The organism is Thioclava sp. IC9 (genome assembly GCF_002213225.1).
Lineage (GTDB): Bacteria > Pseudomonadota > Alphaproteobacteria > Rhodobacterales > Rhodobacteraceae > Thioclava > Thioclava nitratireducens.
In genome coordinates, this window is record NZ_NBNX01000001.1 from 429,596 (window position 1) to 444,722 (window position 15,127).

The 15,127-nt window shown below is 64.1% G+C and carries 14 protein-coding genes; 3 read left to right on the top strand and 11 right to left on the bottom strand.

The window, feature by feature from the left end; all coding sequences use genetic code 11:
• Window positions 1–19: 19 nt before the first annotated feature.
• From gyrA to B6V76_RS01960, 5 genes are all read right to left on the bottom strand, one after another.
• Window positions 20–2,845, bottom strand: coding sequence for a DNA gyrase subunit A (gyrA, locus tag B6V76_RS01940; protein ID WP_088726521.1), 2,826 nt, complete (start codon window positions 2,843–2,845; stop codon window positions 20–22).
• A 149-nt stretch (window positions 2,846–2,994) separates the two neighbouring features.
• A complete protein-coding gene (typA, locus tag B6V76_RS01945) occupies window positions 2,995–4,812 on the bottom strand; it encodes a translational GTPase TypA (protein ID WP_075774865.1) in 1,818 nt (605 codons plus the stop codon).
• A 99-nt stretch (window positions 4,813–4,911) separates the two neighbouring features.
• Window positions 4,912–5,247 (bottom strand): SMR family transporter, encoded by a 336-nt coding sequence (locus B6V76_RS01950; RefSeq protein WP_075774864.1) that lies wholly within the window; start codon window positions 5,245–5,247, stop codon window positions 4,912–4,914.
• Window positions 5,248–5,265: 18 nt separating this feature from the next.
• Window positions 5,266–5,913, bottom strand: a complete 648-nt coding sequence (locus B6V76_RS01955) for a YitT family protein (protein WP_088726522.1) — start codon at window positions 5,911–5,913, stop codon at window positions 5,266–5,268.
• Between the two features lie 118 nt (window positions 5,914–6,031).
• Complete coding sequence (locus tag B6V76_RS01960) at window positions 6,032–6,649, bottom strand: YitT family protein (RefSeq protein WP_088718578.1); 618 nt, start codon at window positions 6,647–6,649, stop codon at window positions 6,032–6,034.
• Between the two features lie 425 nt (window positions 6,650–7,074).
• Here B6V76_RS01960 and B6V76_RS01965 point away from each other — a divergent pair, with 425 nt between their 5' ends.
• A complete protein-coding gene (locus B6V76_RS01965) occupies window positions 7,075–7,296 on the top strand; it encodes a hypothetical protein (RefSeq protein WP_088722802.1) in 222 nt (73 codons plus the stop codon).
• A gap of 310 nt (window positions 7,297–7,606) precedes the next feature.
• Here B6V76_RS01965 and B6V76_RS01970 read toward each other — a convergent pair whose 3' ends face one another.
• The 6 genes from B6V76_RS01970 to B6V76_RS01995 all read right to left on the bottom strand — a co-directional run bounded on the left by B6V76_RS01970 (window position 7,607) and on the right by B6V76_RS01995 (window position 13,223).
• Entirely contained in the window at window positions 7,607–8,821 is a 1,215-nt protein-coding gene (locus B6V76_RS01970; RefSeq protein WP_075774861.1) for an NADP-dependent isocitrate dehydrogenase, read from the bottom strand.
• Window positions 8,822–8,921: 100 nt separating this feature from the next.
• Window positions 8,922–11,126, bottom strand: a complete 2,205-nt coding sequence (locus tag B6V76_RS01975; protein WP_088726523.1) for an NADP-dependent isocitrate dehydrogenase — start codon at window positions 11,124–11,126, stop codon at window positions 8,922–8,924.
• Window positions 11,127–11,261: 135 nt separating this feature from the next.
• On the bottom strand, window positions 11,262–11,852 hold the full coding sequence (locus tag B6V76_RS01980) for an HD domain-containing protein (RefSeq protein WP_088726524.1): 591 nt from the start codon (window positions 11,850–11,852) through the stop codon (window positions 11,262–11,264).
• Window positions 11,849–12,286 (bottom strand): hypothetical protein, encoded by a 438-nt coding sequence (locus tag B6V76_RS01985; RefSeq protein ID WP_088722800.1) that lies wholly within the window; start codon window positions 12,284–12,286, stop codon window positions 11,849–11,851. The genes B6V76_RS01980 and B6V76_RS01985 overlap by 4 nt, the downstream gene beginning before the upstream one ends.
• Window positions 12,283–12,546, bottom strand: coding sequence for a hypothetical protein (locus B6V76_RS01990; protein WP_075774857.1), 264 nt, complete (start codon window positions 12,544–12,546; stop codon window positions 12,283–12,285). Before B6V76_RS01990 ends, B6V76_RS01985 begins: the two co-directional genes overlap by 4 nt.
• Complete coding sequence (locus B6V76_RS01995) at window positions 12,546–13,223, bottom strand: alpha/beta hydrolase (RefSeq protein ID WP_075774856.1); 678 nt, start codon at window positions 13,221–13,223, stop codon at window positions 12,546–12,548. Before B6V76_RS01995 ends, B6V76_RS01990 begins: the two co-directional genes overlap by 1 nt.
• A gap of 255 nt (window positions 13,224–13,478) precedes the next feature.
• On the opposite strand from B6V76_RS01995, the gene B6V76_RS02000 reads away from it, so the two are divergent.
• Both B6V76_RS02000 and B6V76_RS02005 read left to right on the top strand, forming a co-directional pair.
• Window positions 13,479–13,937: an Rrf2 family transcriptional regulator gene (locus B6V76_RS02000; protein ID WP_075774855.1), complete on the top strand. Its 459-nt coding sequence runs from the start codon at window positions 13,479–13,481 to the stop codon at window positions 13,935–13,937.
• A gap of 144 nt (window positions 13,938–14,081) precedes the next feature.
• Window positions 14,082–15,125, top strand: coding sequence for a cysteine desulfurase family protein (locus tag B6V76_RS02005; protein WP_088718582.1), 1,044 nt, complete (start codon window positions 14,082–14,084; stop codon window positions 15,123–15,125).
• Window positions 15,126–15,127: the final 2 nt, after the last annotated feature.

Here is a 15,127-nt window from a genome sequence, read left to right on the forward strand (position 1 = left end):
GCGAGCAGTCTGCGCTGGATCAGCTTTCGCTATCCTCCGCACCGCCGTTCCCGGAGGCGTCCGGCGCGGAAGGTGCATCCGGTGCATCGGTCGCCCCATCGGAATCCGGATCCAGATCGTCGTCGTCGCCCTGATCGGCGATCCGCGCGACCGAGACCACGACTTCGCCCTTGGCGGTGTTGAACACACGCACGCCACCGGCAGAGCGCGAGCGGAAGGAGATGTCTTCCACCGGGCAGCGGATCGACTGACCCGTCGAGGTGGCGAGCATGATCTGATCGCTCATCTCGACCGGGAAGGAGGCCACCAGCGGGCCGCCCCGCATCGCCTTGTCGATCGCCGTCACGCCCTGACCGCCGCGACCGCGGGTCGGATAGTCATGGCTAGACGAGATCTTGCCCGAACCCTTTGAGGTGATCGTCAGGATCAGGTCCTCGGCGGCGGACATCTCGGCATAACGTTCCATCGAGAGCGGCCCCTCGGCCACGGTTTCCTCGTCCTCGTCGGGCTCGACCTCGTCCTCGGTCACGCCCGCCATCAGGCGACGCTGCTTGAGATAGGCCGCGCGCTCTTCCGAGCTGGCTTCGAAGTGGCGGATCACCGACATCGAGACGACCTCGTCATCGCCCTTCAGCTTGATGCCGCGAACGCCGACCGAGTTGCGCGAGTTGAACACGCGCACTTCCGGCACCGGGAAGCGGATCGCGCGACCGCTGGCGGTGACCAGCATCACGTCGTCGTCCTCGGAACAGATGCGCGCATTGATCAGGCGCATTCCGGCGTTCTCGTCCTCGAACTTCATCGCGATCTTGCCGTTTCGCATGACGTTGGTGAAATCCGACAGGCGGTTGCGGCGCACGGTGCCCTTGGAGGTCGCGAAGACCATCTGCAGGTCGTCCCATTCCGCCTCGTCGCGATCGACCGGGGTGATCGCGGCGATCGACACGCCTGTGGGGATCGGCAGGATGTTGACGATCGCCTTGCCCTTCGACTGGCGAGAGCCGAGCGGCAGCTGCCAGCACTTCATCTTGTAGACCATGCCTTCGGTCGTGAAGAACAGAAGCTGCGTATGGGTGTTGGCGACGAACAGCGTGGTGACCGTGTCGTCATCCTTCAGCGCGCCGCCCGACAGCCCCTTGCCGCCGCGCTTCTGCGAGCGGAAATCGGCCAGAGGCGTGCGCTTGATGTAGCCGCCCTGAGTGACGGTCACGACCATGTCTTCGCGCTCGATCAGGTCTTCGTCGGCCATGTCGCCGGCCCAGTCGATGATCTCGGTGCGGCGCGGCACGGCAAACAGCTCGCGCACTTCGCGCAGCTCGTCGGCGATGATGCCCATGATCCGCTCGCGCGAGGCGAGGATGGCGAGGTATTCGCGGATCTTCTCGGCCAGCTGGGCGAGCTCGTCCGTGACTTCCTTCACGCCGATCTGGGTCAGACGCTGAAGGCGCAGATCGAGGATCGCGCGGGCCTGCGTTTCCGACAGGTTATAGGTGCCGTCATCGTTGACCGGATGCAGCGGATCGTCGATCAGCTTGAGATATTCGACGATGTCATGCGCGGGCCAGCGCCGCTCCATCAGGCGGGTGCGGGCCTCTGCCGCGTCGGCCGAGGAGCGGATGGTCGCCACGACCTCGTCCACGTTCGACACCGCCACGGCCAGACCGCAGAGGATGTGGCTGCGCTCGCGCGCCTTGCGCAGTTCGAACGCGGTGCGGCGTGCGACGACTTCCTCGCGGAAGCTGATGAAATAGGTGAGGAACTGGCGCAGCGTCAGTTGCTCGGGGCGGCCGCCGTTCAGCGCCAGCATGTTGCAGCCGAAGGAGGTCTGCATTTGCGTGAAGCGGAAAAGCTGGTTCAGCACCACATCGGGGGTCGCGTCGCGCTTGAGCTCGATCACGACACGCACGCCAACGCGGTCGGATTCGTCGGCGATGTTCGAGATTCCTTCGAGTTTCTTCTCGCGCACGAGATCGGCGATCTTCTCGATCATCGCCGCCTTGTTCACTTGATAGGGAATTTCGTCGAGGATGATCGCGAAGCGGTCCTTGCGGATCTCTTCCACGCGGGTCTTCGCCCGGATGATGACCGAGCCACGGCCCTCGAGGTAAGCCTTGCGCGCACCGCCGCGCCCCATGATCTGGCCGCCGGTCGGAAAGTCGGGGGCGGGGACGATCTCCATGATCGCCTCGTCCGACATGTCGGGGTTCTCGATCAACGCCAGCGTCGCGTCGCAGACCTCGCCGAGGTTGTGCGGCGGAATGTTGGTCGCCATGCCGACGGCGATACCGCCCGCGCCGTTGACCAGCATGTTCGGGAAGCGTGCGGGCAGAACCGTCGGCTCTTCCTGCTTGCCGTCGTAGTTGTCCTGGAAATCGACCGTGTCTTTCTCGATATCGGCGAGAATGTAATTGGCCGGTTTCGCCATGCGCACTTCGGTGTAGCGCATCGCCGCCGCGTTGTCGCCGTCCATCGAGCCGAAGTTGCCCTGACCGTCGAGCAGCGGCAGCGACATCGAGAAGGGCTGCGCCATCCGCACCAATGCGTCGTAGATCGCGGCGTCGCCATGCGGGTGATACTGACCCATGACGTCGCCGACCGGACGCGCCGACTTGCGATAGGGCTTGTCGAAAGTGTTCCCGGTCTCGTGCATCGCATAGAGGATGCGCCGGTGAACAGGTTTCAGACCGTCGCGCAGATCGGGGATCGCGCGGCTCACGATCACGCTCATCGCGTAATCGAGATAGGCGGTTTTCATCTCGTCCGCGATGGAAACGGTGGGGCCGAGATAAGCGGGCCGCCCGGGGCCTTCTTCTTCGGTTTCCGGCGGTTCAGGAGTGTCGGTCACGCGCGCCTCGATATTCTAGATATTGTTGTGGAACCTTATAAAGGCCGCAAGCGGCGGGTGCAATCATGGAGAAGGCCCCGGCGGGTGCGCGGGGCCTTCTTCGTGACGTCAGGTTAGGGCGATCGGGGCGCGGCCCGTGCCGCAGCCGATCAGCCTTCGCGGGCTGCGCGCTTCCGCTCGTGCGGATCGAGGTGCAGTTTGCGCAGGCGGATCGCCTTGGGCGTGACTTCGACCAGTTCGTCGTCGTTGATATAGGCAATGGCCTCCTCGAGCGACAGACGCACCGGCGGGGTCAGGCGGACCGCTTCATCCGTGCCCGAGGCGCGGACGTTGGTCAGCTTCTTGCCTTTGAGCGGGTTCACTTCGAGATCGTTGTCGCGCGAATGCTCGCCGATGATCATCCCGGTATAGACCTGCTCCTGCGAGCCGATGAACAGCTTGCCGCGCTCCTCGAGGTTCCACAGCGCGTAGGCGACAGAGACGCCATTCTCCATCGAGATCAGCACGCCCTGACGACGCCCGTCGATCTGGCCCTTGTAGGGCGCCCAGCTATGGAACAGGCGGTTCAGCACGCCCGAGCCGCGCGTGTCGGTCAGGAACTCGCCCTGATAGCCGATCATGCCGCGCGAGGGGACATGGGCCACGATGCGGGTCTTGCCACCCTCGGCCGGGCGCATCTCGGCCAGTTCGCCCTTGCGGTAGCCGGTCAGCTTCTCGATCACGACGCCGGAATACTCGTCATCCACGTCGACGATGACTTCCTCGATCGGCTCCATTCGCTGGCCGTCTTCCTCGCGGAAGATCACCTTCGGGCGCGAGATCGACAGTTCGAACCCTTCACGGCGCATGTTCTCGATCAGAACGCCCATCTGGAGTTCGCCACGGCCCGAGACCACGAAAGCCTCGCCGCCGGGGGTGTCCTCGACGCGGATCGCGACGTTGGTTTCGGCCTCTTTCATCAGGCGGTCGCGAATGACGCGCGACTGCACCTTCGAGCCGTCCTTGCCGGCGAGCGGCGAGTCGTTGATGCCGAAGGTCACGGAGATCGTCGGCGGGTCGATCGGCTGGGCGTCGATCGGGGTATCGACTTCCGGCGCGCAGAGCGTGTCGGCGACGGTGGCCTTGGTCATGCCTGCGACGGTGACGATGTCGCCAGCGACGGCCTCGTCGATCGGCTGCTGTGACAGGCCACGGAAGGCGAGGATCTTGGTGCAGCGGAAGGCTTCGATGCGCTCGCCCTTGCGCGAGAGCGCCTTGAGCTGATCGCCGACCTTGAGCGTGCCCGCCTCGATACGGCCGGTCAGGATGCGCCCGATGAACGGGTCGGCCGAGAGCGTGGTGGCCAGCATCTGGAACGGCTCGTCGGCGCGGAATTCCTGCTTCGGCGGCTCGACATGCTTCAGGATCAGCTCGAACAGCGCGTCGAGGTTCTCGCGCGGGCCGTCCAGCTCGGTATCCGCCCAGCCACCGATGCCCGAGGCATAGAGATGCGGGAAGTCGAGCTGCTCGTCATCGGCGCCGAGATTCGCGAAGAGGTCGAACACCTCGTCCAGCGCGCGGTCGGGCTCGGCCGCGGGCTTGTCGACCTTGTTGAGCACGACGATCGGCTTCAGGCCAAGCGCAAGCGCCTTCGAGGTCACGAACTTGGTCTGCGGCATCGGGCCTTCGGCTGCGTCCACCAGCAGCACGACACCGTCCACCATCGAGAGGATACGCTCGACCTCGCCGCCGAAATCGGCGTGGCCGGGGGTGTCGACGATGTTGATGCGGGTGCCGCCCCATTCCACCGAGGTGGCCTTGGCGAGAATGGTGATGCCGCGCTCGCGCTCGATGTCGTTGCTGTCCATCGCGCGTTCCGCGACGGCCTGGTTTTCACGGAAAGCGCCCGATTGGCGCAGAAGCTGGTCCACGAGCGTCGTCTTGCCGTGGTCCACGTGAGCGATGATCGCAATGTTGCGAAGGTCCATGGGAGGTCGTCCTGTTCTTGAGTTGCCCCGCCCATAAAGGAAAGATCGCCTCTCGGCTAGCCCCCCAGCATGGCGATCTCGCCGCGATGCGGCATCGTGTCAGTGGAAATGCGATTTCGAGAACAGGTTGATCACGAGGATGCCTGTCAGAATCAGCGCGATCCCGATCAGGGCGGGCAAATCCAGCCGCTGATTGAACATCAGCCAGCCCACGCCCGCGATCAGGACCATGCCGATCCCGGACCACAGCGCATAGGTGATCCCGAGCGGCAGCACCTTCAGCACCAGCGTGAAGAAATAGAGCCCGCCGATGAAGCCCACCGCCACGCCCACCGTCGGCCAGAGCCGCGTGAATTGCTGGCTGGCCTGCAGGCAGGCCGAGCCGAAGGTCTCGAAAGCGACCGCGATGAGCAGGATGACATAGGTCTTGAGCATGGCCGGCACTCTGCCGGATCACTCGGCGATATACCAGTCCCGGCGGTGGTTCATCGCGATGACGAAATTCAGCACGATTGCACCCAGAAGCGAGTAGAGCACCAAAGGCGGTGCGAGGATGAAGCTCGCGATGACGAAGAGGCAAAGGTCGTGGATCAGCTGCGTCCAGCCGGCGCGAAAGCCGAACTTGTCCTGCAAGATCAAGGCGACGATGGAGACGCCACCGAGCGAGCCCTTGTGACGGAAGAGGCCGAGAAGGCCGACGCCTGCGGAGATCCCGAACAGGACGGCGGCCACGGCAGGGTGGATATCCGCGACATGCAGAACGGGTTTGAGCGCCTCGGCCATCAGCGACACGAGCGTCACGGTCACGAGGCTTTTCAGCGCAAAGCCTGCGCCGCGCGCGTAATAGGCGAAGGCGTAGAAGGGGATGTTGATCACGAAGAACACGACCCCGAAGCTGACCCCCGTGATATAGGACAGGATCAGCGCGGCGCCTGCGGTGCCCCCGGTCACGAGGCCCGCGGCGCGCAGCAGGTGAATTCCCAGCGCGGCTTGAGCGGCGGCCACGACAAGGCCCTGCAGATCCTCGAGCTTCGAGTAATGCGGACGGGTCGCGTCTTTGGCTGCGATCTGGTCGGCGGCGATATGTGCGTCAGTGGTCATGACCTAATAATAGGGCATAATCGCTGACCTACCAACTCGCTGGGCGCAGGTCCGCCTTGCAGTGCTCGAAAGGGTCGGGCAGGGCGCGCGGGCCCGTGGCCGGCCGATCGCGTCCGGATCAGGTGGCGATATAGCGGTCGCGGCGGTGGTTGATCAGGATGATCACGTTCAAAACCATCGCGCCCAGAAGCGACCACAGCACCTTGTCGAGCGGCAGCACGAACAGCGCGAACAGGAACACGCCGCAATCGAACAGGATCTGCGTGCGGCCCGCTTTGAACCCGGTCTTGTCCTGCAGATAGAGAGCGACGATCCCCACGCCGCCAAGGCTTGCCCCGTGGCGGAACAGCGCCAGTAGCCCTGCGCCCGAGACGACCCCCGCCAAGACAGCCGCCGCACCGGGGTGAAGGGTGGCGAAGCTGAGAAGATGCGGCAAGATCTCGGTAAAGACAGACAGGATGGCCACTGCGATCACCGTCTTCACCGTGAAACGCTTCCCCATCCGGCGCAAGGCAAGCCAATAGAAGGGCAGGTTGAGCGTGAAGAAGATCGCACCGAAGCTCCATCCGGTGACGTAGGAGAGCACCAGCGACAGCCCCGCGATCTGCCCGGTAAACAAGCCCGCGCCGTGCAGCAGGGCTACGGCGAGCGCCATCATCAGCGTGCCGGAGAGAAGCCCTTGGGTGTCCTCGGGCAGGGTATGGCGATGCGGGTCTTGGATGCGGGTCTGGCTCATGGCGCTCAGATGCCATGAGGCAACGCCAAGCGCAAGAACTGAGGCGCATCGGCAACAGAGGTGCCTCAATACCTCCCAAACACCGTCGCGTGAGTTGCCGTGCTGTCGGAGATCGGGCCAAGTGGCGGCATTCGCAACGCCCAAGTCAAGAGGAGGGCCGCCATGATGTCATATCACCAAGCCCTCGCAGCGTATTGCGAAACCCGTATCGGTTTTTCGGTCTCCGCCCGCGTCGCACGACGCCTCGCCTGACCGTACCGATCCGACCCGGGGCCTAGGCCCCACTCCCGCAAACTGACCCGATTTCCGCGTCCCGATCCTGTCGCGACGCATCCTGGCCGCGCTCTCGCGGTTCCCGTCGGGTCTTCTTTCACATCAATCGAAGAAAGGCCGGTTGCGGGATTGGACCCGCGCCGGGACATCACATGATCCAGACTCTCGAGCGTCCGAACGACGCCTTCACCATCGAAGCCACGATCGCCAAGTTCGGCGCAGGTAAAGTGCTGCGCGCGGCACTGCTCGCGCTTATTTCCCGCGGAAACAAGCCGCGTCCGCTCGATGCCGGGCAGCTGAGCGACCACTTGCGCAGAGATATCGGGCTCGGGCCCGCTGAGCCTCCGCCAGAGCCGTGGAGCATGATGCGGTAAACGAAAGGGTCGGGCGTGTGATGCGCCCGGCCCATGCAAGGACATGAGGGGCGCGCCCGACCTCGGGTGGGCGCTTTGATCCGCCTGTGTGAGGGTGTCTTATCTCGCAAGCCCGAATGACTGCGTGCTTGCGGAGACACCGCCGATGCGCCCTCCCGGGGGGAATGAGGAGGGACCGTCGCGCCTGTGGCGCGGCGTAAGCCTGACGAATGGGCGCGGCCCGGGGCTGGTCGTCCCGTGCCAGTCGGGCGTCGCTCGCCAAATGAAAAAGGCGGAGAGAACCCCGCCTTCCTCAACCCTTTCGCGCGCTTTAGAGCGACAGCGACTTGTTCAGGTATTCGTCGATCTTCTCGAGGAAGCCCATCGTGGTCAGCCATTTCTGATCGGGGCCCACGAGCAGCGCGAGGTCCTTGGTCATGTGACCGTCTTCGACCGCCTGCACGCAGACCTTCTCGAGCGTTTCCGCGAAGGTCTGAAGCTGCGCGTTGCCGTCCAGCTTGGCGCGGTGCTTCAGGCCACCGGTCCAGGCGAAGATCGAGGCGATGGAATTCGTCGAGGTCTCCTTGCCCTGCTGGTGCTGGCGATAGTGCCGTGTGACCGTACCGTGGGCGGCCTCGGCTTCGACCGTCTTGCCATCGGGCGTCATCAGGATCGAGGTCATCAGACCCAGCGAACCGAAGCCCTGCGCGACCGTATCCGACTGCACGTCGCCGTCGTAGTTCTTGCAGGCCCAGACATAGCCGCCCGACCATTTCAGCGAGCTCGCCACCATGTCGTCGATCAGGCGATGCTCGTACCAGATGCCGGCTTCCTTGAACTTCTCGGCGAATTCTTCCTCGAAGACCTGCTGGAACAGATCCTTGAAGCGGCCGTCATAGGCCTTGAGGATCGTGTTCTTGGTCGACAGATAGACCGGCCAGCCCTTCATCAGGCCGTAGTTCAGCGAAGCGCGCGCGAAGTCGATGATCGACTTGTCGAGGTTGTACATGCCCATCACGACGCCTGCGTCAGGCGCCTGGAACACTTCCTTCTCGATCACTTCACCATCGTCGCCCACGAATTTCAGCGTGATCGTGCCCTTGCCGGGGAAGCGGAAATCGGTGGCCTTGTACTGGTCGCCATAGGCGTGACGGCCCACGACGATCGGCTTGGTCCAGCCGGGCACGAGGCGCGGGACGTTCTTGCAGATGATCGGCTCGCGGAAGATGACGCCGCCGAGGATGTTTCGGATCGTGCCGTTGGGCGAGCGATACATGCGCTTGAGGTTGAATTCCTCCATGCGCGCCTCGTCGGGGGTGATCGTCGCACATTTGACGCCGACGCCGTATTGCTTGATCGCCTCGGCCGCATCGACGGTGATCTGGTCGTCGGTCGCGTCGCGGCTCTCGATGCCGAGGTCGTAATATTTCAGGTCGATATCGAGATAGGGCAGGATCAGTTTCTGCTTGATGAAGTCCCAGATGATGCGGGTCATCTCGTCGCCGTCGAGTTCGACGACGGGGTTCTCTACCTTGATCTTGGTCATGCGCGTTCCTTTTCAGATCGGGCTTAATTCACGGGTTCGTGTGCCGGGGAGGCCGGGAATTGAAAGGGGCGGCCCGCGCCGCCCCCTGGTCTCAGTGCTCTCAGCCGATGATGGCGTTGAGCGTCTCGCTCGGGCGCATCACCGCGGCGAGCTTTTTCGGATCGGCGTGGTAGTAGCCGCCGATATCGGCGGGCTTGCCCTGAACCTCTGCCAGTTCGGCCACGATCTTCGCCTCGCCTTCGGCCAGCGCCTTGGCGATCGGGGCGAATTCGGCGGCCAGTTCGGTATCGTCGCCTTGCGCGGCGAGAGCCTCGGCCCAGTAGCGGGCGAACCAGTAGTGGCTGGCGCGGTTGTCGGGCTCGCCGACCTTGCGCGAGGGCGACCGGTCGTTGTCGAGAATGCCCTGCGTCGCGGTCTCGACCGTCTCGCCCAGCACGCGCGCTTTCGGGTTGTCGGTCTGGTCCGCGAAGAACTTGAAGCTCTCGCCGAGGGCGCAGAATTCGCCGAGGCTGTCCCAACGCAGGTGATTTTCCTCCACCAGCTGCTGAACGTGCTTGGGGGCCGAGCCGCCAGCGCCGGTCTCGAACAGACCGCCGCCCTGCATCAGCTTCACGATCGAGAGCATCTTGGCCGAGGTGGCCAGCTCCAGGATCGGGAACAGGTCCGTCAGGTAGTCGCGCAGCACGTTGCCGGTGATCGCGATGGTGTTCTCGCCCTTGGTGATGGTCTCGAGCGAGGCGATGGTCGCCTCACGCGGGGCCATGATCTCGAACTTGTCGGCCACGCCCTTGGCTTCCAAGATCGGCTTCACGTAGGAGATCAGCTCCGCATCGTGAGCGCGGGTCTCGTCGAGCCAGAAGATCGCGCGGTAGCCGGTCGCCTTCTGACGGTCGATGGCGAGGTTCACCCAGTCTTCGATCGGCGCCTTGCGGGCCGAGGCCGAACGCCAGATGTCGCCCTTCTTTACGTCATGCGAATGCAGGACCGTGCCGTCGTCCAGAACCATCTTCACGGTGCCGTCGTTCGGAATCTCGAAGGTGGTCGGGTGCGAGCCGTATTCCTCGGCTTTCTGCGCCATCAGGCCGATGTTCTGAACGGTGCCCGCGGTGGCGGGGTTCAGTTTGCCGTTGGCTTTGAAATACTCGATCGTCGCGTCATAGACCGGCGCGTAGGAGCTATCCGGGATCACGCAGACGCAGTCGTGTTCCTTGTTGTCCGGGCCCCAGCCCTTGCCGCCGGCGCGGATCAGCGCGGGCATCGAGGCGTCGATGATGACATCGGAGGGCACGTGCAGGTTGGTGATGCCCTTGTCCGAGTTCACCATATACATCGGCGGACGCTGGTCGCGGACTTCCTCGATCGCAGCCAGGATTTCCGGCTCGCCCTTCACGCGCTCCAGCAGGTCGCCCATGCCCGAGGCCGGATCGACGCCGAGCGACTTCATCTTGTCACCGTATTTCTCGAAGACCGGCTTGAGCCATTCCTTCACCGCATGACCGAAGATGATCGGGTCGGAGACCTTCATCATCGTCGCCTTCATATGCAGCGAGAACAGGACGCCTTCGTCCTTGGTCTTCTTGATTTCCTCGGCGAGGAAAGCGTCGAGCTTGTCAGCCGACATGTAGGTCGCGTCGACCACGGTGCCTTCGGGATAGCTCACGCCGTCCTTGAGAACGGTCTCGCCATCGGCGCCTTCCAGCACGATCTTGGCGGTGGCCGCCTTCGGCAGGGTGGCCGATACTTCGTTCGAGAAGAAATCGCCTTCTGACATCGAGGCGACGCGGGTCTTGCTGTCGGCGGTCCACTCGCCCATGCGGTGCGGGTTGTTCTGCGCGAATTTCTTCACGGCAGCGGCGGCGCGGCGATCCGAGTTGCCCTCGCGCAGCACCGGGTTCACGGCCGAGCCCTTGATCGAGTCGTATTTCGCGCGGACGGCTTTTTCCTCATCGGTCTTCGGCTCTTCCGGGTAATCGGGCAGGGCGTAGCCTTGGCCTTGCAATTCACGGACGGCAGCGACCAGCTGCGGCACCGAGGCCGAGATGTTCGGCAGCTTGATGACGTTGGCCTGCGGCGTTTTCACGTAATCGCCGAGCCAGGCCAGATCGTCCGACTGGCGTTGCTCTTCGGTAAGCGCTTCGGGGAAGGTGGCGAGGATGCGGCCCGCGAGCGAGATATCCTTGGTGCCCACCGAAATCCCGGCTGCTTGCGCGAATTTGCGCACGATCGGCAGCAGCGATGCGCTTGCCAGTTCCGGGGCCTCGTCGACCTTGGTGTAAATGATGTCAGGAGTGTTCTTGTCGCTCATGGCACAGCCCTCTTCGGTTGAAGCCTCGGTTTGCTGCCTCTTACCCGATTCAGATGCGCTTGGCTAGACGGTATGCGATTGTATACGGAGGTTGCCCGAAATCCCCATGCAGCGGGCGCTGAGGGGCCGCACGCGTCAGCTGCGCGCCGCGAACCAGCCTTCGACCCGATCGCGCACCCAGTCCCACACCGCGGGCGCGCCACGGGCGATCTTGGTGCCGATGCGCTCTTCGAGTTGGGTGAAGCTGACATCGTAATCGATCCACGATCCGCCGCCTGACTGGTGGTTCAGCAGGACCGGCTGCACCCGGTCGAGCGATTTCGCGAAGATCGCGTCGGGGGTCTCGTTGGCCTCGAATTCCTGCCACAGCGCCAGCATCGCTGCCCCCTGGTCCTCTGGCAGCAGTCCGAAGATGCGCTCGGCGGCGGCGGCTTCGGCCTTCTGGATGTCGTCCGCGCCATGCGCCGTGCCGCCTTGGCTGTGGATCGGCACGTCGCCCACGTCGATCTCGACCAGATCGTGCAGCAGGAGCATGCGGATCACCCGGTCGATCGAAACACCTTCGGGCGCCTGCTCGGCCAGTGTCAGCGCATAAAGCGCGAGCGACCAGCTATGCTCGCCGGAATTCTCCGGGCGCGAGGCATCGTGGATCGGCGTCGCACGGGTCACCGATTTAAGTTTCTCGGCTTCGGCGAGGAAGGTGAATTGCTGATCGAGCCGGGTCATGAACGTCTCCAGAGCCGGGGCAGAAGCAGAAGAAGCGCCACGAAGGCGAACAGACCGCCCGCGCGCCAGCTCATCGCGCGATCGGTATAGGCAGCACAGTCGAGGTTCGGCGCCGCGAAAGCGTAGAACAGAACCGTGCCGAAGATCGAGAAAACGACGATTCCCATGCCCAGAACCGGCGGTATCGCGCGGTTCGCGGCGGCGAGCAGGAGCCCGGTCCAGCCAAGCCAGAGCGGTACCGCCACGACGATCAGGTGCAGCGGACGCGCGAGCAGGTCTGCAAGCCCGAGGCGCAACGCCTCGCCACGCGAATGCGATCCGGCCCAGTCGCCGTCGCAGAGCATCTGGCCTGCATGAAAGGCCGTCGCGATGATCAGCGACAGGGCAAGGGAGAGGGCTGCCGCGAAGAGGACGCGCGCGGCCCCCGGGCTCATGCCCCGGTCCCGGAATCCGGTGTTTTCGCCGCCGCCTGTGCGCGTTTTTCCAACTCCACCAGCTTGCGCTCGAAGAATTCGCGGCCGCGTTGCTCGGCCATGTGCAGGCGACAGGCGGTCATGTAGGCCTCCTGCAGGGAGGGCGACGACGTGCCGATATAGTTGCTCACCTCCATGAAGAGGCGATCGTCGTCGTATTTGCGCATCGCCTCCATCGTGTCGGTGGCGAGCTTTTCGGCCAGTTCGTCGATCAGCGCCATCAGCGCGTGCCCTCCGTCAGCCGGCGGCGCACATAGGTCTGGACGGTCTCGATCATCGGCTGCATATGGGCTTCTTCGTTCTTGAAGAAGTGGTCCGCGCCCTCGATGACCTCATGGGTGATCGTGATGCCCTTCTGCTCCTGCAGCTTGGAGACCAGCTGCTCGGTCTCTTTCGGCTGCGCGATCCGGTCGTTCGTGCCGTTGATGATCAGACCCGAGGACGGGCAGGGTGCAAGGAAGGAATAATCGTAATTGCCGGGGCCGGGCGAAGACGGGCCGGGCGGTGCAACGGAGATGAAGCCGGTGATCTCGGGGCGGCGCATCAGCAGTTGCATGCCGATCCACGCGCCGAAGGAATGGCCCGCGACCCAGCAATGCTTCGAGTTCGGGTTCATCGCCTGCAGGTAGTCCAGCGCCGAGGCGGCATCGGACAATTCGCCCACGCCTTGATCGTATTCACCTTGGCTGCGGCCCACGCCCCGGAAGTTGAAGCGCAGAACCGTGAAGCCCATTTTGAAAAAGGCGTAGTGCAGGTTGTAGACGACGCGGTTGTTCATCGTGCCGCCGAACTGCGGATCGGGATGCAGGATGATCGCGATCGGCGCGTCGGGTGCGGGCTGCGGGTGGTAGCGCCCCTCGAGGCGACCTTCGGGACCGGGAAAAATGACTTCGGGCATCGTCTCTCGTTTTTATTGCGCCAGCTCTGGGTTCCGGGGCCGCCAGCGCATCCGCCTTTCTTGACGGGTCGGCGCGGCTGGCCTAGGAGAAAGCCACCCCCGGCGCCATGCCGGGAGATCGGGCATTGGTGGAGGTAATCGGCCCTCGCGCTTGCGTCAATGCTTTAGCAATGATTCACTCCTGCGCGGGCAGAGTTTTCGGGCCGATTTGCGGTCAAATACGGGTTCGGATGGGTCTCGGACCGGGGAGGGTGCATGAAACTGTCGACGAAAGGCCGTTACGCGATGGTCGCGCTGGTCGATCTGGCGCTGGCGGGCGAAGGCAGCCGGACCTCGCTGGCGGCGCTGTCCGAGCGTCAGGATATCTCGCTGCCTTATCTGGAGCAGCTCTTCGTACGGCTGCGCCGTGCGGGGCTGGTGAATTCGGTCCGCGGCCCCGGCGGGGGCTACCGCCTTGCGCGCACGCCCGCGGAAATCCGCATCTCGGAGATCTTCGAGGCCGTGGACGAGACCGTCTCGGCGATGCATGTCGGCGCCGGCGCCTCGGGCGCGATCTCGGGTTCACGGGCGCAGTCGATGGCGAACCGGCTGTGGGAGAGCCTCTCGGCGCAGGTCTTCGTCTTCCTGCATCAGACGACGCTCGAAGACGTGGTGAAGAACCAGCTCAAACCCTGTCCGGCGGTGCCGAGCCTGTTTTCGGTCGTCGACGAGTGATCCCGTCCGTCCGGGCATGATGGTCGCTCGCGGGCGCTTCGCGGGGGATATTTTTGCCGAGGCGAAGGCACGCCCTTTCTTCTTCGGCTTGGGTCAAATATCCCCGCCGGAGGCATCCGACATTTCATTCACGCGGAGCGTATCATGGCGCGCAGCTATCTCGACTGGAACGCGACAACGCCGCTGAGGCCCGAGGCCCGTGCGGCGATGATCGAGGCGATGGACGTGGTCGGCAACCCATCCTCCGTGCATTCCGAGGGGCGTGCCGCAAAGGCACTGATGGAGCGGGCGCGCAATCAGGTGGCGGCCGCCTTGGGCGCAGAGGGACAGGACGTGATCTTCACCTCCGGCGCCACGGAAGCCGCCGCCTTGGCGCTGGCCGGGCGCGAAGTCCATTGTGCGGGCGTCGAACATGACGCGGTGCGCAGCTGGTGCGTGGAGGATCTGCCTGTGGACCGGGCAGGGCGGATCACCGTCACCGATCCCGCAAATTCGGCGCTGCAGCTGGCCAATTCCGAGACCGGCGTGGTGCAGGAGTTGCCCGAAGGCCTGTATCTGAGCGATCTCACCCAAGGGTTTGGCAAGATCCCGTTTGCGTTCAACTGGCTCGGCACCACCTGCGGCATCGTTTCGGCGCATAAGCTGGGCGGGCCGAAAGGCGTCGGCGCGCTGATCGTGAAGCGCGGCACGGATATCGCGGCGCAGCTCAAGGGCGGCGGTCAGGAGATGGGGCGCCGTGCCGGCACCGAGAACCTGATCGGTATCGCGGGCTTCGGTGCGGCAGCCGAGGCCGCCTCGCGTGATCTTGAGGGCGGAATCTGGCGCGAGATCGAAAAACTTAGAAACATTCTAGAAAACGCCATTGCGGATCGGGCAAGCGAGACTATTTTTGTCGGGAATGAATCGCGTAGGCTTCCGAACACGTCCTGCTTCATCACGCCCGGCTGGAAGGGCGAGACGCAGGTGATGCAGATGGACCTGGGCGGGTTCGCGGTCTCCGCAGGCTCCGCGTGTTCGAGCGGAAAGGTCAAAAGCTCCGCCGCGCTGGTCGCGATGGGCTTTTCGGAAACCGAGGCGGGATCGGCATTGCGGGTCTCGCTGGGGCCGCAGAGCCGCGAAGAAGATGTCATGCGTTTCGCCGAACACTGGCTGAAATGCGAAGCGAAACACCGCGCACGGCGCGGGTAAGA

Coding starts and splice junctions, on each gene's coding strand:
- B6V76_RS01955 (WP_088726522.1), bottom strand. CDS start 5,913: ATGACCACTGACGCACATATCGCCGCCGACCAGATCGCAGCCAAAGAC.
- B6V76_RS01965 (WP_088722802.1), top strand. CDS start 7,075: ATGATCCAGACTCTCGAGCGTCCGAACGACGCCTTCACCATCGAAGCC.
- B6V76_RS01985 (WP_088722800.1), bottom strand. CDS start 12,286: ATGAGCCCGGGGGCCGCGCGCGTCCTCTTCGCGGCAGCCCTCTCCCTT.
- B6V76_RS02000 (WP_075774855.1), top strand. CDS start 13,479: ATGAAACTGTCGACGAAAGGCCGTTACGCGATGGTCGCGCTGGTCGAT.
- B6V76_RS01950 (WP_075774864.1), bottom strand. CDS start 5,247: ATGCTCAAGACCTATGTCATCCTGCTCATCGCGGTCGCTTTCGAGACC.
- B6V76_RS01975 (WP_088726523.1), bottom strand. CDS start 11,126: ATGAGCGACAAGAACACTCCTGACATCATTTACACCAAGGTCGACGAG.
- B6V76_RS01960 (WP_088718578.1), bottom strand. CDS start 6,649: ATGAGCCAGACCCGCATCCAAGACCCGCATCGCCATACCCTGCCCGAG.
- B6V76_RS01990 (WP_075774857.1), bottom strand. CDS start 12,546: ATGGCGCTGATCGACGAACTGGCCGAAAAGCTCGCCACCGACACGATG.
- B6V76_RS01980 (WP_088726524.1), bottom strand. CDS start 11,852: ATGACCCGGCTCGATCAGCAATTCACCTTCCTCGCCGAAGCCGAGAAA.
- B6V76_RS02005 (WP_088718582.1), top strand. CDS start 14,082: ATGGCGCGCAGCTATCTCGACTGGAACGCGACAACGCCGCTGAGGCCC.
- B6V76_RS01970 (WP_075774861.1), bottom strand. CDS start 8,821: ATGACCAAGATCAAGGTAGAGAACCCCGTCGTCGAACTCGACGGCGAC.
- typA (WP_075774865.1), bottom strand. CDS start 4,812: ATGGACCTTCGCAACATTGCGATCATCGCTCACGTGGACCACGGCAAG.
- B6V76_RS01995 (WP_075774856.1), bottom strand. CDS start 13,223: ATGCCCGAAGTCATTTTTCCCGGTCCCGAAGGTCGCCTCGAGGGGCGC.